Source organism: Ramlibacter sp. GCM10027632, assembly GCF_042675325.1.
Taxonomy (GTDB): Bacteria; Pseudomonadota; Gammaproteobacteria; order Burkholderiales; family Burkholderiaceae_C; genus Ramlibacter.
The window spans coordinates 225321-248783 of record NZ_JBHTGW010000008.1 but is presented as its reverse complement, the minus strand read 5'-3'; the positions used below and the strand labels follow the sequence as shown (position 1 = coordinate 248783).

The 23463-nt window shown below is 71.8% G+C and carries 22 protein-coding genes; 12 read left to right on the top strand and 10 right to left on the bottom strand.

What is annotated here, in order from left to right:
* Positions 1-501: 501 nt before the first annotated feature.
* The 8 genes from ACFQZY_RS13975 to ACFQZY_RS13940 all read left to right on the top strand — a co-directional run bounded on the left by ACFQZY_RS13975 (position 502) and on the right by ACFQZY_RS13940 (position 10890).
* On the top strand, positions 502-2739 hold the full coding sequence (locus tag ACFQZY_RS13975) for a TonB-dependent receptor (protein WP_377416778.1): 2238 nt from the start codon (positions 502-504) through the stop codon (positions 2737-2739).
* A 71-nt stretch (positions 2740-2810) separates the two neighbouring features.
* On the top strand, positions 2811-4712 hold the full coding sequence (locus ACFQZY_RS13970; protein ID WP_377416776.1) for an alpha-amylase family glycosyl hydrolase: 1902 nt from the start codon (positions 2811-2813) through the stop codon (positions 4710-4712).
* Positions 4709-6049: an MFS transporter gene (locus ACFQZY_RS13965; protein ID WP_377416774.1), complete on the top strand. Its 1341-nt coding sequence runs from the start codon at positions 4709-4711 to the stop codon at positions 6047-6049. The genes ACFQZY_RS13970 and ACFQZY_RS13965 overlap by 4 nt, the downstream gene beginning before the upstream one ends.
* Positions 6042-7040 (top strand): glucokinase, encoded by a 999-nt coding sequence (locus tag ACFQZY_RS13960; RefSeq protein WP_377416772.1) that lies wholly within the window; start codon positions 6042-6044, stop codon positions 7038-7040. The genes ACFQZY_RS13965 and ACFQZY_RS13960 overlap by 8 nt, the downstream gene beginning before the upstream one ends.
* A 179-nt stretch (positions 7041-7219) precedes the next feature.
* Positions 7220-7993, top strand: coding sequence for a ferredoxin--NADP reductase (locus ACFQZY_RS13955; protein WP_377416770.1), 774 nt, complete (start codon positions 7220-7222; stop codon positions 7991-7993).
* A gap of 95 nt (positions 7994-8088) precedes the next feature.
* Positions 8089-8775 carry an aspartate/glutamate racemase family protein gene (locus ACFQZY_RS13950; RefSeq protein ID WP_377416768.1) on the top strand — a complete coding sequence of 229 codons (687 nt, stop codon included), beginning with the start codon at positions 8089-8091 and terminating at the stop codon, positions 8773-8775.
* Positions 8768-9826 (top strand): Ldh family oxidoreductase, encoded by a 1059-nt coding sequence (locus ACFQZY_RS13945; protein WP_377416766.1) that lies wholly within the window; start codon positions 8768-8770, stop codon positions 9824-9826. Before ACFQZY_RS13950 ends, ACFQZY_RS13945 begins: the two co-directional genes overlap by 8 nt.
* A gap of 68 nt (positions 9827-9894) precedes the next feature.
* Positions 9895-10890 (top strand): Bug family tripartite tricarboxylate transporter substrate binding protein, encoded by a 996-nt coding sequence (locus tag ACFQZY_RS13940; RefSeq protein ID WP_377416764.1) that lies wholly within the window; start codon positions 9895-9897, stop codon positions 10888-10890.
* A 25-nt stretch (positions 10891-10915) separates the two neighbouring features.
* On the opposite strand, the gene ACFQZY_RS13935 is transcribed toward ACFQZY_RS13940, so the two are convergent.
* The 3 genes from ACFQZY_RS13935 to ACFQZY_RS13925 are packed head-to-tail and all read right to left on the bottom strand — an operon-like array spanning position 10916 to position 13272.
* Positions 10916-11356, bottom strand: a complete 441-nt coding sequence (locus tag ACFQZY_RS13935) for a nuclear transport factor 2 family protein (RefSeq protein WP_377416762.1) — start codon at positions 11354-11356, stop codon at positions 10916-10918.
* A gap of 4 nt (positions 11357-11360) precedes the next feature.
* On the bottom strand, positions 11361-12086 hold the full coding sequence (locus tag ACFQZY_RS13930) for an alpha/beta fold hydrolase (protein WP_377416786.1): 726 nt from the start codon (positions 12084-12086) through the stop codon (positions 11361-11363).
* Positions 12087-12099: 13 nt separating this feature from the next.
* Complete coding sequence (locus ACFQZY_RS13925) at positions 12100-13272, bottom strand: ABC transporter substrate-binding protein (RefSeq protein WP_377416760.1); 1173 nt, start codon at positions 13270-13272, stop codon at positions 12100-12102.
* A gap of 131 nt (positions 13273-13403) precedes the next feature.
* Between ACFQZY_RS13925 and ACFQZY_RS13920 the strand changes: the two genes are divergently transcribed.
* Positions 13404-13886: an acyl-CoA thioesterase gene (locus tag ACFQZY_RS13920; protein WP_377416758.1), complete on the top strand. Its 483-nt coding sequence runs from the start codon at positions 13404-13406 to the stop codon at positions 13884-13886.
* Positions 13887-14102: 216 nt separating this feature from the next.
* Positions 14103-14336: a hypothetical protein gene (locus ACFQZY_RS13915; RefSeq protein ID WP_377416756.1), complete on the top strand. Its 234-nt coding sequence runs from the start codon at positions 14103-14105 to the stop codon at positions 14334-14336.
* A gap of 67 nt (positions 14337-14403) precedes the next feature.
* On the opposite strand, the gene ACFQZY_RS13910 is transcribed toward ACFQZY_RS13915, so the two are convergent.
* A complete protein-coding gene (locus tag ACFQZY_RS13910; RefSeq protein ID WP_377416754.1) occupies positions 14404-16020 on the bottom strand; it encodes an ABC transporter permease in 1617 nt (538 codons plus the stop codon).
* A gap of 71 nt (positions 16021-16091) precedes the next feature.
* Here ACFQZY_RS13910 and ACFQZY_RS13905 point away from each other — a divergent pair, with 71 nt between their 5' ends.
* Positions 16092-17279 carry an ABC transporter ATP-binding protein gene (locus ACFQZY_RS13905; protein WP_377416752.1) on the top strand — a complete coding sequence of 396 codons (1188 nt, stop codon included), beginning with the start codon at positions 16092-16094 and terminating at the stop codon, positions 17277-17279.
* Positions 17280-17451: 172 nt separating this feature from the next.
* Positions 17452-18522 carry a GNAT family N-acetyltransferase gene (locus ACFQZY_RS13900; protein ID WP_377416750.1) on the top strand — a complete coding sequence of 357 codons (1071 nt, stop codon included), beginning with the start codon at positions 17452-17454 and terminating at the stop codon, positions 18520-18522.
* On the opposite strand, the gene ACFQZY_RS13895 is transcribed toward ACFQZY_RS13900, so the two are convergent.
* The 6 genes from ACFQZY_RS13895 to ruvX form a co-directional block, all read right to left on the bottom strand.
* The gene (locus ACFQZY_RS13895; RefSeq protein WP_377416748.1) at positions 18479-19273 is read right to left on the bottom strand and encodes a polysaccharide deacetylase family protein; all 795 of its coding nucleotides are present in this window, start codon (positions 19271-19273) and stop codon (positions 18479-18481) included. The genes ACFQZY_RS13900 and ACFQZY_RS13895 overlap by 44 nt on opposite strands.
* Before the next feature lie 176 nt (positions 19274-19449).
* A complete protein-coding gene (locus ACFQZY_RS13890; RefSeq protein WP_377416746.1) occupies positions 19450-20190 on the bottom strand; it encodes a lysophospholipid acyltransferase family protein in 741 nt (246 codons plus the stop codon).
* Positions 20187-21491, bottom strand: a complete 1305-nt coding sequence (locus ACFQZY_RS13885; RefSeq protein ID WP_377416744.1) for a dihydroorotase — start codon at positions 21489-21491, stop codon at positions 20187-20189. The genes ACFQZY_RS13890 and ACFQZY_RS13885 overlap by 4 nt, the downstream gene beginning before the upstream one ends.
* Before the next feature lie 4 nt (positions 21492-21495).
* The gene (locus ACFQZY_RS13880) at positions 21496-22458 is read right to left on the bottom strand and encodes an aspartate carbamoyltransferase catalytic subunit (protein ID WP_377416742.1); all 963 of its coding nucleotides are present in this window, start codon (positions 22456-22458) and stop codon (positions 21496-21498) included.
* Between the two features lie 3 nt (positions 22459-22461).
* A complete protein-coding gene (gene pyrR, locus ACFQZY_RS13875; protein ID WP_377416740.1) occupies positions 22462-22977 on the bottom strand; it encodes a bifunctional pyr operon transcriptional regulator/uracil phosphoribosyltransferase PyrR in 516 nt (171 codons plus the stop codon).
* Positions 22974-23399: a Holliday junction resolvase RuvX gene (gene ruvX, locus ACFQZY_RS13870; protein ID WP_377416738.1), complete on the bottom strand. Its 426-nt coding sequence runs from the start codon at positions 23397-23399 to the stop codon at positions 22974-22976. Before ruvX ends, pyrR begins: the two co-directional genes overlap by 4 nt.
* Between the last annotated feature and the right edge of the window lie 64 nt (positions 23400-23463).

Genomic DNA, 23463 nt, shown 5'->3' with positions numbered 1-23463 from the left:
TGAGCTTCTTGACGAAGGCTCGGGCCAGGCCGGAGTTGATCGCCCAGAACAGCAGGGCATGCAGCACCACCACCGCGGCGAAGCCGACCAGGTGCTTGCTGGGTTTGCGTTGGCTGCTGGCGTAGTCCATCGTCGTCATGTGCAGGTTTTGAAAACGATTGCAATGCTACTTTTTGCGCCCACACCTGCGGATCAGGTGAAACCCTGCCCTGCGATTCCACATTGAAAAAGTGCGTTCAGCGACTTGTTGCTGCCCTTTCACACTAGGGAAAGTCCTAATGAGAAGCGCTAGAGCGAGCCAACTTTCGAGGTTTTCCCCTCTGGAGAGAGACCCCCGCAGGGCGGGATTCAACCCGTCGATCCGTTGCGGCGCACCCGATTTCGGGCTGCAAACACTTTGCAAACGTTTGCAGACACAACAGAATCGCACCTGCATGCACGACGGCAGGGCAGCCCCTGCATGAGACGACATGTTTTTCGAAACCTAGAGAGGAGACTTCCTTGAAGACCCAACGTTTCCATATCCGCCCGAGCCAGGTCGCCCTGGCCGCGACGCTGGCGGCCCTGCAGATCGGCGCTGCCAACGCCCAGACCCTGAACCTCGACGAAGTCGTGGTGACCGCTTCGCCGGCCGCCCGCTCGAAGATGCGCTCGAGCGACTCCGTCAGCTCGGTCGGCGAGGAAGCGATCGTCCGCGGCGGCGCGACGAACGCCGCTGAAATCCTGCGCTCCGTGCCCGGCGTGCGCGCCGAGTCCTCCGGCGGCGAGGGCAATGCCAACGTGACCGTGCGCGGCGCGCCCGTGTCCGCCGGCGGCAGCCGCTATGTCCAGTTCCAGGAAGACGGCCTGCCGGTCCTGCTGTTCGGCGACATCGCCTTCGGCACCGCCGACCAGTTCCTGCGCGCCGACTACACCACCGACCGCGTGGAAGTGGTGCGTGGCGGCAGCGCCTCCACCATGGTCTCCAACTCCCCCGGCGGCGTGGTGAACTTCGTGAGCAAGTCCGGCAAGGACGCCAGCAACTCCGTCGGCGTGACCGTCGGCCTGGGCTCGCGCCTGAACCGCTATGACTTCAACCTGGGCACCCAGGTCGCCAAGGACACCTACGTCAACATCGGCGGCTTCGTGCGCCAGGGCGAGGGCGGCGCGCGCGGCAACGGCCAGACCGTCGAGGACGGCGGCCAGGTCAAGGCCAGCCTGACCAAGGAACTGGGCGGCGGCTCCTACGTGCGCCTGAACTTCAAGCACCTGGACGACAAGACCCCGTCGTTCATGCCCGTGCCGACCAAGCTGGTGAACGGCCAGATCCAGACCGTCGCCGGCATCGACCCGCGCAAGGCCTTCTTCATCAACCCGACCCTGACCCGCGACGTCACCATCGACGCCTCCGGCAACCGCGTCGCGTCCAACCCGGCCAACGGCCTGCACGTGACCAGCACCGCCATCGGCGCCGAAGCCAAGTTCAACCTGGACGGCGGCTGGGTCCTGGAGGAGAAGTTCCGCAAGAGCTCGAACTCGGGCCGCTTCATCGCGCTGTTCCCGGCCGACAACGGCAACAACGGCACGGCCGCGAACTTCACCGGCACGATGTTCAACACGTCGCTGGACAACATGGACAACATGTTCAACGACGTGAAGCTGTCCAAGTCCTTCGACCTCAGCGGCGGCAAGGCCCTGTTCACCGGCGGCGTGTTCTCCGGCACCCAGAACGTGGCCCAGACCTGGTTCTGGAACCAGTACAGCATCAACTACGCCTCCGGCGCCTACTCCGCGACCCCGACCTCCACCGGCTGGGCCACCTGGGGCGGCTGCTGCTCGCGCACCTATGACGTCCGCTACAGCGTGACCGCGCCCTACGCCGCGGTGAGCTGGGACAAGGGTCCCCTGAGCATCGACGCCAGCATCCGCCAGAACAGCATGAAGGCCTCGGGCCAGACGTTCAACGGCACCTCGGTGACCAACGCCACCGACCTGTCGGCCGGCAGCTGGAACCCGGCCTCCGCCGACACGGTGAACTACAAGATCTCGAAGAACGCCACCTCGATCGGCGCCAACTACGCGATCACCCGTGACACCGCCGTCTACGCCCGCGTGAGCGATGGCTACAACTTCTCGGCCGACCGCCTGCTGTATGGCACCAAGGGCGCCCTCAACGGCACCAAGCCCACCTCGTTCAACCGCCTGCAGCAGCAGGAAGTGGGCGTGAAGCACCGCCAGGGCAACCTGAGCCTGTTCGGCACGCTGTTCTTCGCCAAGACCGACGAGAGCAACTTCGAGGCGACCACCCAGAAGTTCACGACCAACAGCTACAAGGCCCAGGGCCTGGAGCTGGAAGCCGGCTACCGCATGGGCGCCTTCCGCATCAACGGCGGCGTGACCCTGACCGATGCCGAGATCACCAAGTCGCTGAGCCCCTCCGAAGTGGGCAAGACCCCGCGCCGCCAGGCCAAGACCGTGTACTCGATCGCTCCGTCCTACACCCTGGGCGACGTCCAGGTCGGCGCCATGCTGATCGGCTCGGGCAAGTCCTACGGCGACGACGCCAACACGATCACCATGAACTCCTACGTGATCACCAACCTGTTCGCCAGCTACCAGGTCGCGAAGAACCTGACCGCCTCGGTCAGCGTGAACAATGCGTTCAACAAGCTGGCCTACACCGAAGTCGAGGGTGACGGCCACGCCGCCCGCGCCTTCAACGGCCGCTCCGGCAAGGTCAGCCTGAAGTACGACTTCTAAGCACGCCTTGTCCTGTCCCGGGGCCGGTCCGCGCAAGCGGGCCGGCCCTGCTTCCCGAACGGAATCCCCACTTGAACCCGATTCCCGAACTGGGCGCCCCCATGGCCCCGAACGTCCACGATGAACGCCAGCCGGTGCTGCAGGCACGGCTGTCCGCACGGCGCGCGCTGCTGCGCGAGCGCCTGGCACGCCTGTATGGCACCCACCCGCGCTTCGACGCCTGGTTCGAAGCCCTGGTCCAGAACACCCTGGCCGCCGCGATGCGCCGGCCCGCCGCCCTGTGGCGGCTCGACCTCGCCCGCGAGCAGGACCCCGACTGGTTCCGCCGCGGCGGCGTCGGCTATTGCGCCTATGCCGACAAGTTCGGCGGCTCGCTGCGCGGCGTCGCGCAGCGCATTCCCCACCTGCAGGCCCTGGGCGTGTCCTACCTGCACCTGCTGCCCTTCCTGCGTCCCGGCACGCCCCCCAACGACGGCGGCTTCGCCGTGGCGAGCTTCGACGACGTCGACCCCGCCCTGGGCACCTGGAGCGACCTGGCCGGCCTGACCACGCAGCTGCGCGAGGCCGGCATCAGCCTGTGCAGCGACATGGTGCTCAATCACGTCTCGCACGACCACGCCTGGGCGCGCGGCGCGCTGGCCGGCGACGAGCGCCTGGCCGGCTTCTTCCACTGGCTGCCCACCGCCGACGACGTGGCGCGCTGGGAGCGCCACCTGCCGCAGGTCTTCCCCGACACCGCCCCCGGCAACTTCACCCGCATCGAGGCCCGCGGCGCCTGGGTGCGCACCACCTTCTACCCCTACCAGTGGGACCTGAACTGGGCCAACCCCGAGGTCTTCACCGAGATCGCGATGGCCCTGCTGGGCCTGGCCAACCAGGGCGTCGAGGCCTTCCGCCTCGACTCCACCGGCTACCTCTGGAAGCGCGAGGGCACCGACGGCCTGAACCAGCCCGAGGTGCACGACATCCTGCAGGCACTGCGCGCGCTGGCCGACATCGCCGCGCCCGGCGTGCTGATGAAGGCCGAGGCCATCATGCCCACGCGCGACCTGCCGCCCTACTTCGGCCTGGGCGAGCGCCCCGCGCCCGAGTGCCACGTGGCCTACCACTCCAGCCTGATGGCCGCGGCCTGGGCCGGCCTGGCGCAGGAAAGCGCGCAGGTGCCCGGCGCGGTGCTGGCCGGCACGCCGCCGCTGCCGGCGGGCGCCGGCTGGATGACGTACGTGCGTTGCCACGACGACATCGGCTGGAACGTGCTGCGCCCCGAGCTGGCCGACGCCGGCCTGTCCGGCGACGCCGTGCTGCTGCAGGTCTCCGAGTTCTACGCCGGCCGCACGCCGGGCAGCTACGCCCGCGGCGCCTCGTTCCAGACCAGCCCCACCCGCCCGGTGCACGGCACCAACGGCATGCTCTCGGCACTCGCGGGCCTGGAGTGCGCCGCCACGCCCGCCGAGGCGCAGGCCGCGGTCGACCGCATGCTGCTGCTGCAGTCGCTGTCCTATTTCGCCGGCGACCTGCCGCTGCTGTACATGGGCGACGAGTTCGCGCAGGCCAACGTGGCCGACGACGAGGTGGCCCGCCGCCTGGCCGCCGGCAACGACGGCCGCGAGCTGCACCGCCCCGGCTTCGACGAGGCCGCCCTGCGCGCCGCGCAGGACCCGGCCACGCCCGGCGGCCGCGTGCTGGCCTCGCTGCGCCGCATGGCCACGCTGCGTCGCGAGCAGCCCGCGCTGGCGGCGCGCCCGCTGCAGCGGCTGGACGCCGGCGACGGCGCCGTGCTGGCCCTGCGCCGCGGCGACCAGGCGGTGGCCCTGTTCAACTTCTCGCGTACGCCCCGCGCCATCGACCTCGCCGCGCTGACCGGCCATGCCGGGGGCTGGCACGAGCTGCTGTCCGGCCAGGCCGCCCTGCCGGCCCGGACGGTGCTGCAGCCCCATGGCAGCCTCTGGCTGCTGAAGAAGGAGACCCCGTGAGCTTCGCCAAGCCCCACCTGTCGTTCTGGCAGATCCTGAACATGAACCTGGGGTTCTTCGGGATCCAGTACAGCTTCGGCCTGCAGCAGGCCAACATGAGCCCGATCTACCAGTTCCTCGGCGCCGACGAGTCCAAGCTGCCGCTGCTGTGGCTGGCCGGGCCCGTCACCGGCCTGCTGGTGCAACCCATCATCGGTGCCATGAGCGACCGCACCACCAGCCGGTGGGGCCGGCGCACGCCCTACTTCCTGATCGGCGCCCTGATCTGCAGCCTGTGCCTGCTGGTCATGCCGTTCAGCCCGGCGCTGTGGTTCGCGGCCAGCCTGCTGTGGATCCTGGACGCGGCGAACAACGTGACCATGGAGCCGTACCGCGCCTACATCAGCGACCGTCTCGATGCGAAGCAGCACTCGCTGGGCTTCCTCACGCAGAGCGCCTTCACCGGGCTGGCGCAGACCCTGGCCTACCTCACGCCGACCCTGCTGGTGCTGGCCGGGTTCAACAAGGACGCCGTCAACAGCAGCAACATCCCCCACATCACGGTGATCGCGTTCATGATTGGCGCGGTGTGCTCCATCACCACCGTGTACTGGTCGATCCGCCGGGTGCCCGAGCTGCCCATGCCGCCCGAGGAGCGCGCCGCGCTCGAGGCGCGGCCGCGCGGCATCGGCGCGACGCTGGCGGAGATCCGCGACGCCATCCGCGACATGCCCGCCACCATGCGCCAGCTGTGGTGGATGAAGCTGTTCCAGTGGTACGCGATGATGGCCTACTGGATCTACGTGGTCCCCAGCCTCGCGCGCTCGGTGTTCGGCGGCCTGGAGCCCACGCAGGCGGTGCGCGACGCCGGGCTGCTCAATGGCCAGATCGGCGGCTTCTACAACTTCGTGGCCTTCCTGGTGGCCTTCCCCATGGTGGCCTTCACCCGCCGCCTGGGCGCGGCCAAGGTGCATGCGGCCTGCCTGGTGCTGGCCGGCATCGGCATGTGGTCGCTGCCCGCGATCCAGGACAAGTGGCTGCTGTTCATCCCGATGCTGGGCGTGGGCCTGGCCTGGGCCAGCATCATGGGCAACCCCTACGTGCTGCTCGCCGGCAGCATCCCGCCCGACCGGGTGGGGGTGTACATGGGCATCTTCAACATGTTCATCGTGCTGCCCATGATCATCCAGATGGTCACCCTGCCCCTGATCTACGACAGCCTCCTGGGCGGCGACCCGCGCAACGTGCTGCGCCTGTCGGGCGTGTTCCTGGTGATCGCCGCCGGCCTGGCGCTGCGCGTGCGCAGCGCGCAGCCCGCGGCGCAACCCGCCGCGCTGGCGGCGGCCCGCGATGTTTGAGTCCCGCGCGCCGGGCACGGCCGCCGCGGCGGCGGCCGGCCCGCGCCTGCTCGGCGACGTCGGCGGCACCAACGCCCGCTTCGGCTGGCAGGCCGACGCCTCGGCGCCGATCACCCGGGTGCAGGTCCTGCCCTGCGCCGAACATGCCTCGCTGCTGGCGGCGATCCGCACCTACCTGGCGGACCAGGGCCTGCCCGCGCCGGCGAGCGTGGCCATCGGCATCGCCAACCCGGTCACCGGCGACCGGGTGCACATGACCAACCACCACTGGGCCTTCTCCATCGGCGAGCTGCGCGAGGCGCTGGGCGCCGCGCGGATGCTGGTGGTCAACGACTTCACCGCCCTGGCCCTGGCCCTGCCGCGGCTGCAGCCGGCGCAGAAGCGCCAGGTCGGCCCCGGCGAGGCGGTGGCGGGCGCGGCCATCGGCCTGATCGGCCCGGGCACCGGCCTGGGCGTCTCGGGCCTGCTGCCCGCCGGCGCGCACTACCTGCCGATCGCCGGCGAGGGCGGCCATGTCACCCTGCCCGCGGGCAATGCCCGCGAGTTCGCCGTCATCGAGTGCCTGCGCCGGCGCTACGGCCATGTCTCGGCCGAGCGCGTGCTCTCGGGCGCCGGCCTGGTGGACCTGTACCACGCCCTCAGCGAGGTCGATGGCCTGCAGGGCCGCGAGATCACCGCGCCCGCCGAGGTGCTGGCCCGGGCCGCGGAGCACCCGCAGTCGCGCGCCGCCGAGGCGCAGGACCTGTTCTGCGGCTTCCTCGGCGCGGTCGCCGGCGACCTGGCGCTCACGCTGGGCGCGCGCGGCGGCGTCTACATCGGCGGCGGCATCGTGCCGCGCCTGGGCGAGCGCTTCGACGCCTCGCCGTTCCGCGCCCGCTTCGAGGCCAAGGGCCGCTTCGCCGTCTACCTGGCCCAGGTCCCGACCTGGGTGATCCACAGCCCGGTCTCCCCGGCCCTCGACGGGGCGGCGCAGGCCCTGTCCATGGACTGAGCCCACGCCCCGTGGGCCTTTGCCGGGCCGGGGGCCGCGCCCGGTAGAATCGCAGATTCCGCCTTGACCCCGGTCAAGGTGACCGGAACCGTCCCCGGGCGGCATGCCGCCCGGCTGCTACGCTGTCCAGGTTCCCCCCTTGCCACCGCGGGCCCAGCCCGCCACCCGCCTTCCCGACCATGAGCGCTTTCAACGAGGAACGCGTGCTGTCCGTCCACCACTGGACCGACCGCCTGTTCACCTTCACGACCACCCGCGACGCCTCCCTGCGTTTCAGCAACGGCCACTTCACCATGATCGGCCTGCGCGTGAACGACAAGCCGCTGCTGCGCGCCTACAGCATCGTCAGCGCCAACTACGAGGACCACCTGGAGTTCCTCTCCATCAAGGTGCCCGACGGCCCGCTGACCTCCCGCCTGCAGCACATCAAGGTGGGCGACACCGTGATCGTCGGCCGCAAGCCCACCGGCACGCTGCTGATCGACTACCTGCTGCCCGGCAAGCGCCTGTACATGATGTCCACCGGCACCGGCCTGGCGCCCTTCATGAGCATCATCCGCGACCCGGAAACCTACGAGAAGTTCGAGGAAGTCATCCTGGTCCACGGCGTGCGCGAGGTCGACGAGCTGGCCTACCACGACCTGATCACCGACCACCTGCCCCAGCACGAGTTCCTGGGCGAGATGGTGGCCAAGCAGCTGCGTTACTACCCCACGGTCACGCGTGAGCCCTACAAGAACATGGGCCGCATCACCGACCTGATCCAGAGCGGCAAGCTGTTCGAGGACCTGGGCGTGCCCAAGCTCGACCCGGCCACCGACCGCGTGATGATCTGCGGCAGCCCCGCCATGCTGAAGGACCTGAAGGCCCTGCTCGAGGCCCGCGACTTCGGCGAGGGCAACACCACGCGCCCCGGCGACTTCGTCATCGAACGCGCCTTCGCGGAGCAATAAGCCCCGCGCCCCCGGCAGGCTGCAACGGCCTGCCGGGATTTCCCCAGTCCCGGGTGCGACGCCCGGGGCCTGCGGCGCAGCTACGATGCTGCGCCATGACCTTTCCCTCCCCCCGCGTCGCCCTGATCCACGCCACCGCGCTGGCCGTGGAGCCGATCCAGGCGGCGTTCGAGCGCCACTGGCCGCAGGCCGTGCGCATGAACCTCCTCGACGACAGCCTGTCGGTGGACCTCGCACGCGACGGCGCCCTCACCCCGGCGATGGTCGAGCGCTTCCTCACCCTGGCCCGCTACGCCGCCGGCACCGGCTGCAGCGGCGTGCTGTTCACCTGTTCGGCCTTCGGCCCCGCCATCGAGGCGGCGGGCGCGGCCACCGGCCTGCCCACGCTCAAGCCCAACGAGGCGATGTTCGAGCAGGCCCTGGGCCTGGCGCCCGCGGGCCGGCCGCTGAAGGCCGGCCTGGTGGCCACCTTCCAGGCCTCCCTGCCCTCGATGTCCGCGGAGCTGGAGGCGATGGCCCGCGCCCGCGGCGTCGCGCTGGACCTGCGCACCGTTTTTGTCCCCGAGGCCATGCAGGACCTCGCCGCCGGCCGCCCCCAGGACCACCACCGCAAGGTCGCCGCCGGCGCCGCGCAGCTCGCGGGCTGCGACGTCGTCATGCTGGCCCAGTTCTCCATGGCCGCGGCGCGCGAGGCGTCGCAGGCCGACGTGGCCTGCCCGGTGCTCACCAGCCCGGACTGCGCCGCGCTCTCGCTCAAGCAAAGGATCGCTCCCCATGGCTGAAGGCCGCATCCCCGTCGCGCAGCTCGCGCGCTTCATCGCCCGGGTGCTGGAAACCCAGGGCCTGCCTGCCGCGGACGCCGCCACCGTCGGCCGCCTGATGGCGCAGGCCGAGGCCCAGGGCTCGGACGGCCATGGCGCCATCCGCCTCGCGCCCTATGTCAGGCGCATCCGCGCCGGCGGCTACAACCTCACGCCGGACATCCGCGTGACGCAGGAGCGCGTCGCGATGGCCCTGCTCGATGGCGACAACGGCTTCGGCCACCTGGTGATGGAGAAGGCCGCGCGCCTGGCCATCGAGAAGGCCCGCCACTGCGGCATCGCCTGGGTCGGCTCGCACCACTCCAACCATGCCGGCCCGGCCTCGCTCTACGCGCGCATGGCCCTGGAGCACGACATGGTGGCCCTGTACTTCGCGGTGGGCAACGCCAACCACCTGCCGCCCTGGGGCGGCCTGGACATGCTGCTGTCGACCAACCCGATCGCGGTGGCCGTGCCCGCCGGCGAGGAGGCGCCGATCGTGCTGGACATGGCCACCACCGTGGCCGCCTACGGCAAGGTCAAGGCCAAGGCCCAGCGCGGTGAGCAGATGCCGGTGGGCTGGATGATCGACCGCCAGGGCCAGCCCCTGACCGACCCCACCCGCTCGGAAGAGGGCTTCCTCATGCCTATCGGCGGCTACAAGGGCTACGGGCTGGCGCTGGTGGTCGGCCTGCTGGCGGGCACGCTCAATGGCGCCGCGATGGGCCGCCAGGTGATCGACTTCAACAAGGACTACCAGACCACCACCAACACCGGCCAGGCGATCGCCGTCATCGACCCGGCGGCCTTCGGCGACGTGGCGGCCTTCAAGGCCCGCGTCGACCAGGTGATTCGCGAGATGCGCGCCAGCGAGCGCATGCCGGGCGTGGACCGCATCTGGCTGCCCGGCGAGCAGAGCCACGCCAGGCGCCTGGAGAACGAGCAACTGGGCATCGCCCTGCCCGCGGCGCTGCGCGCGCAGCTCGACGCGCTGGCCGCCGAGGTCGGCGCGCCGTCGCTGGCGCAGGCCTGAGGCGCCGTGAGCGGATCCGTCCGCGACTTCCCAGCCGCATCCAAGAAAAACCACGAAGGAGACCTTCCATGCAACCCCTGAGCCCCCTGCGGCGGCTGGCCCTCGCGGCCGCCGCCACCTTCCCCCTGCTGCTCGTCGCGCCCGCGCAGGCGCAGACCGCGCCCTGGCCGAGCAAGCCGGTGAAGATCATCATCCCGCTGGCCGCGGGCAGCGCGGTGGACAACGCCGCGCGCATCGTCACGCAGAAGATGGGGCAGGACCTGGGCCAGTCCTTCGTCATCGAGAACCAGCCCGGCGCGGCTGGCCTGATCGGCGCCGGCAACGTCGCCAAGGCCGCGCCCGACGGCTACACCCTGGGCGGCTTCAACGACAGCATCATGACCATGGTGCCGAACATGCAGGCCCGCATGCCCTGGGACATCCTCAAGGACTTCGAGCCGGTCTCGCTGGTGGCCACGGTGGAATGGGGCCTGGTGGTGCCGGCCGACTCGCCGGTGCGCAGCGCCGCGGACCTGATCGCCGCCGCGAAGCGCGCGCCGGGGCAGGTGAACTACGGCTCCGGTGGCAACGGCAGCCCGCAGCACATCGCGATGGCGCTGTTCGCCGCGCAGGCCGGCGGGCTGCAGATGCAGCACGTGCCGTACAAGGGCGCGACCCAGGCCGCAACCGGCACCGCGGCCAAGGAGGTGCAGGCCGGCTTCCAGGGCATCGCCACGGTGACCTCGCTGGTCGCCGCCGGCAAGCTGCGGCTGGTGGCCGTGAGCACGCCGCGCCGCCTGCCGCAGTTCCCCGACGTGCCCACGGTGGCCGAGTCCGGCCTGCCGGGCTTCGAGTTCAACTCCTGGTTCACGCTGATGGCGCCGGCGGGCACGCCCAAGGCCATCGTCGACACGCTGGCCGCCTCGGTGAGGAAGGCGCTGGCCGACCCCGAGGTGCGCAGCAAGCTGGCGGCCCAGGGCCTCACGCCGCGCGGCACCTCGCCCGAGGAACTGGGCACGGCCACGCGCGCGCAGCTGGCGCGCTACGGCGAGCTGATTCGCAGGAACAACATCACGGCGGACTGAGGCCCGCCGGCGCGCAGCAGGCGCCTCAGGCGCCCGGCGCGTACATCGTGAACCAGGCGCGGCGGCGGCGGATCTTCCAGCCCTCGGCGGTCTTCACGAATTCGTCCTCGATCTCGCCGGCCTGCTGCAGCGGGTCGGCCTTGCGGCCCTTGGGCGTGAGTTCCTCGCTGCGGCGCGAGGACCACAGGATCACCGTGCAGCGCGAACGCGCGGCGGTGTCCGAGTCGGCCGTGACCACGTGGTTGCACACGATGTGCTGGGTCAGGCGCTCGGGGTCCTTGGCGGCGTAGGAGGCCAGGATCGCGGCGGGTCCCACCAGCGGCTGGCCGCCGGGGCGCACCAGCTCGCCCTCGGGGGCGAACAGGGCCGCGAGGGCCGGGTAGTCCTGGTCGTCCACCGCGCGCGCGGCGGCCAGGACGATGTGTCGGCAGGCGCTCTCGGCCTGCAGGCGTTCAAGTTCGGTCATGGCATCAGGCCGGCTGCGCCAGCCAGCGGTTGATCACGGCGGCCGTCTCGGCGGGCCGCTCCATCGGCGCCATGTGGCCGGCGTCCTCCACGAACGCCAGCACCGCGCCCGGCGCCAGCCGGTGCATCGCCTCGTGCTGCGCCACCGGCGCCCAGGCATCCTGGCGCCCGCACGCGATCAGCGTGGGCACCCCCAGCGCCTGCAGCGACTGCAGCACCGCCGAGCCGTCCGGCCGCGCCAGCAGCGCCCGGATCTGCGCCGCGAACTGGTCCGCCGTCTTGCGCTCGCACATGCCCAGGATCGCCTCCATCAAGGCCTCGTCCTGCAGCCGGTCCGGGTGCACCATCCCCTGAGCCCACTCGGCGGCCATCGCGCGCATGCCCTGCGCCCGCGCCTTCTCCAGCAGCGCCTGGCGCTTGGCCTTCTCCGCCTCGCCCGCCGCGCCCGCGGCCAGCGGCGCGTAGCCGGTATCCAGCAGCGCCAGCCGCTCCACCCGCTGCGGCGCCAGCCGCATCACCTCCAGCGCCACGCGCGCGCCCATCGAGTGCCCCGCCAGCGCGAAGCGCGCCGGCGCAGCCTCCAGCAGGCGCTGCGCCATCACCGTCAGGTGGTCGGCGTCGCCGTGGTCCACCACCTGGCAGGCCACGCCCGCCGGCAGGTGCGGGTACAGCGGCTCCCACACCGCCTCATCGCACATGAGGCCGGGAACGAGGACGAGGTCTCGGGACAGGGTCATCGACGGCTTACTTCGACTTGCCCGGGTCCTTGACGTCGGTCAGCGTCTGGATCTCCACGTTCCACAGCTGCCCGTCCTTCTTCTCGACCCGGCGGATGTACACGTTCTGCACGATGTCGCGCGTCTGCGCGTCGATGAACACCGGACCGCGCGGGCTCTCGAACACCTGGCCCTTCATCGCGTTGAGCAGCGCCTCGCCACCGGCGCCATTGGTCTTCTTGGCCGCCTCCAGGATCACCCGCATGCCGTCATAGCCGCCCACCGCCATGAAGTTCGGGCGCAGCCCGTTGTTGGCCTTCTGGAACGCCTCCACGAACTTCTTGTTCATCGGCGAGTTGTGCGCCGCCGAGTAGTGGTGCGAGCTGACCACCCCCAGCGCCACGTCACCCATCGAGTTGAGGATGTCGTCGTCCGTCACCGAGCCCTCGGCGATCAGCCGGATGCCCGCCTTGTCCAGCCCGCGCTCGGTGAACTGCTTCATCAGCGCCGAGCCTGCCCCCGAGGGCACGAACGCGAACAGCGCGTCCGGCTTGGCATCTCGCACCTTCTGCAGGAACGGCGCGAAGTCCGGGTTGCGCAGCGGCACCCGCAGCGCCTCCACCACCTCCCCGCCATTGAGCTTGAAGCGCTCGGTGAAGAACTTCTCCGAGTCCACCCCCGGGCCGTAGTCGGTCACCAGGCTCACCACCCGCTTGATGTTGTTCTTGGTCGCCCACTCGGCCAGCGAGGTCACCACCTGCGCCGCGGTGAAGCTAGAACGCACGATCCACGGGCTGGCCTCGGTGATGCTGGAGGTCGCCGCCGCCATCACCACCATCGGCGTCTTCGACTGCGTGGCCAGCGGCGCCGTGGTGAAGGCCAGGGGCGTCAGGCCGAAGCCCGCGATGACCTGCACCTTGTCGCTCACGATCAGCTCCTGCGCCAGCCGCTTGGTCACGTCCGGCGTGCCGGTGTCGTCCTTGAGGATCACCTCCACCTTCTTGCCCGCGACCTTGTCGCCGTTCTGCGCCAGGTACAGCTTCACCGCGGCGTCGATCTGCTTGCCCGTCGAGGCGAAGGGGCCCGACATCGGCAGGATCAGGCCGATCTTGAAGGTGCCGGCCGACTGCGCGGCGGCGTGGCCGCAGGCCACCGCCAGCGAGGCAGCGGCAACGGCATGGAGGAAGTGGCGTTTTTGCATGAGGGTCTCCTGTGGAAAGCGGCGGCGCGCGGCGGCCGCAGGGCAGGCCGGGATCTTAGCCATCAAACGAACCGCGATCCCTCCGGCACGGCAATGCCGCACTAGGGAAAACGAGCAGGTACGATCGGGCCATGGACCTGCCCTCGCACCAGCTCTCGATGACCGTCCTCATGACGCCGGACACCGCCAATTTCTCCGGCAAGGTGCATGGCGGCACGATCCTCAAGCTCCTCGACCAGGTGGCCTACGCGTGCGCCAGCCGCTATGCCGGCCGCTACGTGGTGACCCTGAGCGTCGACCAGGTGATGTTCCGCCAGCCGATCCAGGTCGGCGAGCTGGTCACCTTCCTGGCCTCGATCAACCACACCGGCACCTCGTCGATGGAGGTCGGCGTGAAGGTGATCGCCGAGGACATCCGCACCCAGGTGGTGCGCCACGTGAACAGCTGCTTCTTCACCATGATCGCGGTGAACGACGACGGCCGCCCCACGCCGGTGCCGGCGCTGGTGCCGCAGTCCGAGGACCAGAAGCGCCGCCACGCCGCGGCCGAAGCGCGCCGCGCGATGCGCCGCGAACTCGAGGCGAAGTTCGCGCAGATCAAGGGCGCGGCCTGACCCCTTCGACCGCGGCGCGCGCGGACCGTGGGCGCGCTGTCATCGAAGCTTCATGCGGGCCCGCCCGCGGCCTCCGGACCGTTGGGCCGTTGTCCTACAGACTTCGAACCCGAGCGGACTAACCTCTCTCCATCCCCCGGACACCTGCCTCGCGCCACACGATGGCGCTGGCCCGGGACTTGCAAAACGAGAGAGACAGGTCAGAGAGGTACCCCCATGTCGTCGGCTGAATACCGCATCGAAAGCAACCGCCCCTTGTCCGGCAGGCTCCTGCCCCAGGTCGGGGGACGCCAGCTCCTGGTGGGAAACCGGGGCCTGGCCGTGGCGCTCGCGGCAAAGAACTTCCGGGCCGAGTCGGGGCAGGAGATCCGCGTGGTGCACGTGCCCACCGGGGAGATCGTCTACCGCAAGCGCGAGGGCCGGCCCGAGGCCGCTGCCGACGAGGCCTGACCCGCACCGCGCCGGCGCGGCGCACGGAATGCCCGTGCGGCGATCGAGGGGACCGGGCCCTTCGCCGTCAGCGCTGCTTCTCGCGCAGCGTGCGGCTCAGAAGCACCACAGGGATCAGCCCCACCAGCACCAGTGCCAGCGAAGGCAGGGCCGCCTCGCCCAGTCGCTCGTCACGCGCGAGCTGGTAGGCCACCACCGCCAGCGTGTCGGTGTTGAAGGGGCGCAGCACCATGGTGGCGGGCAGCTCCTTCATCACGTCGACGAACACCAGCAGCGAGGCCGCCACGGCCGACCGCCGCAGCAGCGGCCAGTGCACCCGCGTGAGCAGGCCGAAGCCGGCCGCGCCGAGCATGCGGGCCGAGTCGTCGAGCGTGGGGGGAATGCGGGCGTAGCCGCTTTGCATGGACTGCAGCGCCACCGACATGAAGCGCACCAGGTAGGCCCACACCACGCCCAGGACGGTGCCGGTGACCCAGTACACCGTGGGCGCCGAGGGCGCGACCTGCTGCAGCCAGCCCACCGGCAGCAGCAGCCCGACGACGATGACCGCGCCCGGCACCGCATAGCCCAGGCCGGCGAGCTGCACGACGGCGCGGGTGACGAGGTCGCCGCGCCGGCGCAGCGTGAACGCGAGCAGCAGCGCCAGGCCCACCGCGAGCGCCGCGCTGACCGTGCCCAGGCGCACGCTGTTCCAGGCCCACTGGAGGAAGCGGTCCCAGGGCAGCACCGACCAGTCGGCCGCCAGCGGCCGCAGCATGAAGGCCACCGGCAGCACGAAGCCCGCCAGCACCGGCAGGCTGCACACCGCCCAGGCCGCCACCGCCTTGCCGCCGGACAGCCGCACCGGCTGCGCCTCGCCCGAGCCGGCGCGCCCGCCGCGCGTGGCGGAGAAGCGCAGGCGGCGCTGCGCGCGGTGCTCGATCCACAGCACCATGCCCACCACCGCCAGCAGCGTCGTGGCCAGCTGCGCGGCGGCGACGCGGTTGTCCATGGCCAGCCAGGCCTTGTAGATGCCGGTGGTGAAGGTCTGGATGCCGAAGTAGCTGGTCACGCCGAAGTCGGCCAGCGTCTCCATCAGCGCCAGCGCCACGCCGGCGGCCACCGCCGGCCGGGCCAGCGGCAGGGCGACCTGGGCGATGCGCCGGCGCAGCGGCGCGCCGAGCAGGCGGGCCGCCTCCATCAGGTGCGCGGCGCGCTCGCCCAGGGCGGTGCGCGCCAGCAAGTAGACATACGGGTAGAGCGAGAACACCAGCACCCACACCGCGCCGGGCAGGTTGCGCACCTCGGGGAAGACACGCCCTTCCAGGCCGAAGGCGGCGCGCAGGCCCGACTGCAGCGGACCGCTGAACTGGAGGAAGTCGGTGTACGCGTAGGCGGTGACATAGGCCGGCATGGCCAGCGGCAGCAGCAGCGCCCACTCGAAGCTGCGGCGCCCGCGGAAGTCGAATAGCGTGACGGCCGCGGCGCAGGCCGTACCGACCACCGCCACGCCGGCGGCGACCGCGGCGCACAGCGCCAGGCTCGACAGGGCGTACCGGGGCAGGACGGTGGCCGCCATCTCCCGCAGGATGCCGGCGCTGGCGGCGTCCCACTGCGCCCAGGCGACCAGCACCCCGCCGACCGGCACGAGGAGCACGGCGGCGAGCAGCAACAGCAGGACGTCCTGGAATCGGGGCAGGCGCATGGGAGGGACCCAGGCGCAGCCTGGACCGGGAACGATGCAAATGAGAATTGTATGCATCTAGAATGGTGCTCATGCATTTGGAGCTGTCCGCGCTGGGCGTCCGGTATTCGGGCGCGACCCGTCCCTCGGTGGACCAGGTCTCGTTCGGCCTGCCGCGCGGCGACATCGGCGTGCTGATCGGCCCCTCGGGCTGCGGCAAGACGACGCTGCTGCGGGCCATCGCCGGCCTGGAGCGCGCGAGCGCGGGCGAGATCCGCATCTCCGGGCAGGTGGTGGGCAGCAAGCAGCTGCACGTGCCGGCCGAGGCCCGGCGCATCGGCATGGTGTTCCAGGACTACGCCCTCTTCCCGCACCTGGACGTGGGCCGCAACGTGGCCTTCGGCATCGAGCACCTGCCGCGGGCCGAGCGCGCGCAGCGGGTGGCCGAGGTGCTGGCCCTGGTGGGCCTGCCCGGCACCGAGCGGCGCATGCCGCACGAACTCTCCGGCGGGCAGCAGCAGCGCATCGCCCTGGCCCGCGCCCTGGCGCCCAAGCCGGAGCTGCTGCTGCTCGACGAGCCCTTCTCCAACCTCGACGTGGACCTGCGCGAGCGCCTGGCCCACGAGATCCGCGGCATCCTCAAGGCGGCCGGCGCGACGGCGCTGTTCGTCACGCACGACCAGCTCGAGGCCTTCGCCATCGGCGACGCCATCGGCGTGATGCACGAGGGCAAGCTGCACCAGTGGGACGACGCGTACTCGCTGTACCACCGCCCCGCGACCCGCTTCGTGGCCGACTTCATCGGCCACGGCGTGTTCACGCCGGCAACGATCCGCGAGGAAGGCGGCAAGGTGGTGGTGGACACGCCGCTGGGCCCGCTGGCCGACGTGGCCGAGTGCCCCCTGCCCTGCGCCTTCGCCGGCGGCGAGTGCGACGTGCTGCTGCGCGCCGACGACATCCTCCACGACGACGACGCGCCGGTGAAGGCGCAGATCGTGCGCAAGTCGTTCCGCGGCTCGGAATTTCTCTACACCCTGCGCCTGGCCAGCGGCCAGAGCGTGCTGGCGCATGTGCCCAGCCACCACGACCACAAGCTCGGCGAGTGGATCGGCATCCGCCCGCAGGTGGACCATGTGGTGACCTTCAACCGCGCCTGCGACCGCCACGGCCGCGACCTGTGCCAGATGCCCTGCACCGACACCTGCGCGTCGGCGGGCGCGGCGGCGCCCGCCACGGCCGGGGTGGCCGTGGTGCCGGTGGCGACGATCCGCGCGGCCTGAACCGGCCGGCGCGCCGCGCGACCTCACGCCCTCGCCCTCGCCTCAGCCCGCGCCTCAGCCCGCGCGCTCCGACCGCCGCCCGGCGCCGGAACGTCCGCAGGCGCCTGTTACCTGCGCTCACCGCGCCCGCCGCGACCGCCGGGTCCGGCGCATGATGCGCCGCATCCGCGCCATGCCCCTGGACCTCCTCACCGCCGACGAGCTCGACGCGCCCACGCTGGCGGCCTGGCGCGCGCTGCGCGCCGCCAACCCCGCCCTGGCCAGCCCCTGCTTCACGCCCGGCTTCGCGCGGGCCGTGGCCGCGGCGCGCCCCGACCTGCGCATCGGCGTGCTGCACGAGGGCGGGCGCATCACCGCCCTGTGGCCACACCAGAACGACCGCGGCCGCGGCGCGCCCGCCGGCGGCTCGCTGTCGGACCACCACGGCCTGGTGTGCGCCCCCGGCCTGCGTTGCGACTGGCCGGCCCTGCTGCGCGCGGCGGGCCTGGCCTGGTGGGCCTTCGACCACCTGCCCGCCGCACAGGCGCCGCCCGGCGCCGGCCGCACCGCCTCGCCGGCGCTGGACCTGGCGCAGGGCTACGCCGCCTGGCGCCAGCGCCGGCGCGAGGCCGGCGCCAGCCGCCTGGCACAGCTCGAACGCAAGGCGCGCAAGCTGGCGCGCGAGGTCGGCCCCCTGCGCTTCGAGGCGCACACGACGGACCGGCGCGTGTTCGACACGGTGCTGCGCCTGAAGTCGCGCCAGTGCCGGCGCACCGGCGTGCCCGACTTCTTCGCCTGGCCCTGGGCCCGCGCGCTCGCCCAGGCCGCCTGGCAGGCGCAGGAGGAAGACTTCGCCGGCCGCCTGAGCGCCCTGTACGCCGGCGACCAGCTGGTGGCCGCCCACCTGGGCCTGCGCTCGCCCCAGGCCTGGCACTGGTGGTTCCCGGTGTACGAGGCGGCGCATGCGGCGCACTCGCCCGGCGCCCTGCTGCTGCTGGAGGTGGCGCGCGCCGCCGCGGCCGGGGGCTGCGCGATGCTGGACCTGGGCCAGGGCGATGACGCCTACAAGGCCAGCTTCGCCGACACCGCCCTGCCGCTGGCCACCGGCTGGGTGGCGCGGCCCTCGCTGGCCAGCCTGGCCCAGGGCGCGCGCCGCGCCGCCCGCGCCTGGTGGCGGGGCAGCGGCGCGCTGCAGCCCCTGCGCGCGCTGGCCCGCCCGGTCATGCGACGGGCACGTGCCATTGCGGCAGCATCGCGCACCTGAGGGCATGCGCCGCGGCGCGGCGGCCGTCCTCCAGGCCGGTGGTCACGCGCGCGAGCAGCAGCGGCAGCGGCGTCGAGGCCCACACGGTGATGCGCGGCAGGCGCAGCGGGTCGACGCCCGGGCCCACCCGGCGGCTGACGGTGGTGGTGGCCCACTCGTAGCCCGCCGCCGCGACCCAGGCCGCGTGCTGGCGGGTGCAGCGGCCGTAGGGGTAGCTGAAGCTGCGCACGTCGGCGCCGACGGCCTGCTCCAGGTCATGCCGGCAGCGGGTGATCTCGTCGCGCGCGACCGCCGGCTCGCAGACGGTAAGGTCAACGTGGCGGCAGGTGTGCCCGCCCACCTCCATGCCGGCGCGCACCCAGGCGCGCAGGTGCGGCAGGTCCATCAGGGCCGCGGGCGGCACGCCCAGGGCGGTGTCCCACCGGTTGCTGCCGCCCACCTGCGAGCTCACCACGAAGGCGGTGGCGGTGAAACCCAGGTCGCACAGCACCGGCAGGGCGTGGGTGAAGTTGCTCAGGTAGCCATCGTCCAGCGTGATCCCCACCACCTTGCCCTGGCGCTCGCCGCGCAGGTAGGGCCCGAGGTCCCGCAGCGAGAGGCCGCGCCAGCCCAGGGCCTGCAGCGCCCGCAGCTGGCGCTCGAAGCGCGCGGGGGCGAGCACCAGGCTGTCCCAGGGCGTGCCGGCCGGGGGCGGCGGCGCCGTCTGGTGGTAGGAGAGGATGGCAATGGGCACGCGGACCGTGGGGCGCATGCCGACTTGTAGCAACCCCGGGCGCGGCGCGGGGGCCGCTGCCCCGGCCTTCGTGCAACAGGGCGTAAGCGAGGCCGGCGGCGAGCTCGGGACGATACGACCTGGCGACCTGGCGACCTGCCGGTCAGGCGGTCAGGCGGTCAGGCGGTCAGGCGGTCAGGCGGTCAGGCGGAGGCTCAGCCGGCCCGGCGCAAATCGTCCACCGCGCCGCGCAGGTCCGCCGCCCAGGCGCGGCGGTCACGGCCGGCGCCGGCCTGCGGCTCGCCGAAGCGCACCACCGCGAGGATGCGCGGCCCGGTGAGCGTGCGCCACAGCGAGCCCACCAGGGTGTCGTCGCCGATGTAGCACGGACTGAAGGACGGCTCGCGCGTGGCCGCGTCGATGAAGCGCAGGGCCACCGGCTGCACCGGCGCGTCGGCATGGAGCGCAGCCTGCAGCAGGTTGGCATGGAACGGCAGCAGCTCGCGGCCGTCGCTGGTCGTGCCCTCGGGGAAGACGGCCAGCACGTCGCCGGCCTCCAGGGCCTTCGCCATGTGGTGCACCACGCGCATCGCGTCGCGGCGCGAGGCGCGCTCGATGTAGAGCGTGCCGGCGCCGGTGGCCAGCCGGCCGATCAGGGGCCAGTGGTGGACGTCGGCCTTGGAGACGAAGCGGCAGTAGCGGCCGGCATGCAGCACCAGGATGTCGAGCCAGGAGATGTGGTTGGACACCAGCAGCGCCGGGCCGCTGGCGACGGGCCGGCCGTGGACCTCGAGGCCGATGCCCAGCACCGCGAGCATGCCGCGCGCCCAGCGCTGCACCTCGGCCTGGCGCTGCGCGGCGTCGAGCCGCGGAAAGCGGAAGGTGATGGTGGCCAGGCCGGCCAGCGCATGCGCCAGCGCACGCGCCAGCCGCCAGCCGGCGACGGCGGCTTTCACGCGGCCTGGCGCGCGTCGTGGGCGAGCTGGCCGCCCACCAGGGTGCAGCGCACCCGGCCCGGCAGCTCGTAGCCGGAGAAGGGCGTGTGCTTGCCCTGGCTGCGCAGGCTGGCGGGCGTGACCTGCCAGTGCGCCTGCGGGTCGACGATGCAGAGGTCGGCGACGCCGCCCTCGACCAGCTGCCCGCAGCTGGCCTGCAGCGTGCCCAGCGCACCGCCCAGCACCCGGGCCGGCTCGCTGGTGACCACGCCGAGCGCGCGCGGCAGGCCGGCGCCGGTTTCCTGGCCCCACTTGAGGGCCAGGCTCAGGAGCAGCTCCAGGCCGGTGGCGCCGGGCTCGGCCTCGGCGAACGGCAGGGTCTTGGCGTCCTCGTCGACCGGGGTGTGGTCGGAGACCAGGGCGTCGACGGTGCCGTCGGCCAGCGCCTCGCGCAGGGCGTCGCGGTCACGCTGCTGGCGCACCGGCGGGTTCAGGCGCAGGCGGCTGTCGAAGTAGCCGATGTCGGCGTCGGTCAGGTGCAGCGAGTTGATGCTCACGTCGCAGGTGACCGGCAGGCCCTGGGCCTTGGCCTGGCGCACCAGCTCGATGCCGGCGGCGCTGGAGAGGCGGCACAGGTGCACCCGCGCGCCGGTGGACTTCATCAGCTCGAAGATGGTGAACAGGGCGATGGTCTCGGCGGCCACCGGCACGCCCGCCAGGCCCAGGCGCGTGGCCAGCGGGCCGCTGGCGGCGACGCCCTTGCCCAGGTGGATCTCCTGCGGGCGCAGCCAGACGGTGTAGCCGAAGGTGGCGGCGTACTGGAGCGCGCGCTGCATCACCTGGGTGTTGCCCAGGGCGACCTCGGCCTGCGAGAAGCCCACGCAGCCGGCCTCGGTGAGTTCGGCCATCTCGGTGAGCACCTCGCCCTTGAGGCCGCGGGTCAGCGCACCCAGGGGGAAGACGCGGGCCTGGTGCAGCTTCTCGGCGCGCATCTTGAGCATCTCGACCAGGCCGGGCTCGTCGAGCACCGGGTCGGTGTCGGGCGGGCAGACCAGGCTGGTCACGCCGCCGGCGACGGCCGCGGCCATCTCGCTTTCCAGCATGCCCTCGTGCTCGTAGCCGGGCTCGCGCAGGCGCGCGGCCAGGTCCACCAGGCCGGGGATCACCAGGCAGCCGCGGGCATCGATCTCCTTGCTGGCGGCGAAGCCCTCGGGCGTGCGGTTGATGCCGACGATGCGGCCAGCAGCCACGGCGACGTCGCAGATCTCGTCGAAATTGGAGGCCGGGTCGATCACCCGGCCGTTCTTGATCAGGATCTTCATCTCGTTATGCCTCGTTGCCCGCGACGATGCTCATGACCGCGCTGCGCACGGCGATGCCGAAGGTCACCTGCGGCAGGATCACGCTCTGCTTGCCATCCACCACCGCGGAGTCGATCTCCACGCCGCGGTTGATCGGGCCGGGGTGCATGACGATGGCGTCGGGCTTGGCCAGCTGCAGCTTCTCGGGCGTCAGGCCGAAGCTCTTGAAGAACTCCTGCGAGGACGGCAGCAGCGCGCCGGACATGCGCTCGTTCTGCAGGCGCAGCATGATGACCACGTCGCAGCCCTTGATGCCTTCCTCGAGGGTGTGGCACACGCGCACACCCATGTGGCTCATGTCACTGGGCACCAGGGTCTTGGGGCCGACCACGCGGACCTCGGCGCAGCCCAGGGTGGTCAGCGCGTGGATGTCCGAGCGGGCCACGCGCGAGTGCAGCACGTCGCCGACGATGGCCACCGTGAGGTTGGAGAAGTCCTTCTTGAAGTGCCGGATGGTGTACATGTCCAGCAGGCCCTGCGTGGGGTGCGCATGGCGGCCGTCACCGGCGTTGATCACGTGCACGTGGGGCGCGACATGCTGGGCGATCAGGTAGGGCGCGCCCGACTCGCTGTGGCGCACCACGAACATGTCGGCGGCCATGGCCGAGAGGTTGGCGATGGTGTCCAGCAGCGACTCGCCCTTGGCGGCGGAGGAGCGCGCGATGTCCAGGTTGATCACGTCGGCCGACAGGCGCGTGGCCGCGATCTCGAAGGTGGTGCGGGTGCGCGTGCTGTTCTCGAAGAACAGGTTGAATACGCTCTTGCCCCGCAGCAGCGGCACCTTCTTGACCTCGCGGTCGTTCACGCTCACGAAGGAGGCGGCGGTGTCCAGGATGTGCGTGATGATGTCGCGCGGCAGGCCCTCGGTGGAGAGCAGGTGAATCAGTTCACCGTGTTTGTTCAGTTGGGGGTTTCGCTTGGACAGCATCGTTCAGGAACCTTCCACCTGGAAGCGGAAGCCGCCCTGGGCATCACGCGCCAGGGCCAGCGATTGGGAAGCCGGCAGCGACACGCGCGCCGCCGCGAAATCGGCCTGCACCGGCAGCTCGCGACCGCCGCGGTCCACCAGGACGGCCAGCTGCACGCTGGCGGGGCGGCCGTAGTCGAACAGTTCGTTGAGCACGGCGCGCAGGGTGCGGCCGGTGTAGAGCACGTCGTCGAGCAGGACGATGTGGGCGTCGTTGACGTCGAAGGCCAGCTGGGTCTGCTGGCCGCCGCCGGCCATGCCGCGGCGGGCGAAGTCGTCGCGGTGCATGGCCGAGGAAATGATGCCGGGCTTGCCCGCCAGGCCCAGGTCGGCCTGCAGGCGCTCGGCCAGCCAGGCACCGCCGGAGGTCACGCCCACCAGCTTCGACTCGGGACGCAGCAGCGAGCGCACGCCGCGCAGCAGCTCGCGGTACAGCGCCTCGGCGTCGAGCATCAGCGCACCTGCGGGTGCAACGGTCATCCCATACTCCTCAAGAACTGTTCAAGAATCACGCAGGCCGCGCCGGCGTCGGCATCCGCCGCGCCGCTGGCCAGGGCCTCGGTGGTGCTGTATCGCTCGTCCACCTCGTAGACCGGCAGCTTCGGGAACTTCGAGCGCAGCTGGCGCGCGAATTTCCGGGCCCGGGCGGTATTTTCGTGGCTGGCGCCATCGGGGTGGAAGGGCACGCCCACGACCAGGGCGTCGGGCTGCCACTCGCGCACCCGGGCCTCGACCTCCGCCAGCCGCGCCTCGGCGCCCTCGGCGCGGATGGTGCGCTGGGGCGTGGCGGTGCGCAGCATGCGGTTGCCCGAGGCCACCCCGGTGCGCTTGAGCCCGTAATCGAAGGCGAGGAAGGTCTGGAAGTGGGCGGGGACGTCGGGTTGCGTGGCCGGATGGCTCATGCCCCGGCCCCCATGCTCGGCACTTCGTGTCCGTCGCTGCCCCCCGAGGGGGTGTTCGCTGTCT